Origin of the sequence: Moritella sp. F3, assembly GCF_015082335.1 — a bacterium.
Classification (GTDB): domain Bacteria; phylum Pseudomonadota; class Gammaproteobacteria; order Enterobacterales; family Moritellaceae; genus Moritella.
Window position 1 is genome coordinate 1 of sequence record NZ_BLRL01000062.1, and the last position, 270, is coordinate 270.

The following is a 270-nucleotide window of genomic DNA, read 5'->3' on the forward strand; positions in this document are numbered from 1 at the left end:
GTGATACAGTTCTTGTGCCTACCTATTTGATTTACTCGCCTGCAATCTGTAGAGGAGAACGCTTTAGGCTAGCAATTAGCATGTAGATGGTTGTAGCGAGTAGAGACGCGAACAGGTAAGTGAATAATCCTGCTTGTGAATCCATAAAGCTATCCGCAACCAATGGCCCTGCTACAGAGCCGATGCTGTAACACAACAACATAACTTGAGTCACTGAAACTAAGTAGCTCGGGTCTAAATTGCGACAACCCAAGTTAATCGCAATAGGGT

Annotated in this window: 1 pseudogene; it reads right to left on the reverse strand. The window is 44.4% G+C overall.

What is annotated here, in order from left to right:
- Positions 1-31 precede the first annotated feature (31 nt).
- Positions 32-270 (reverse strand): annotated as a pseudogene (locus JFU56_RS22495) (MFS transporter); the annotation flags it as partial.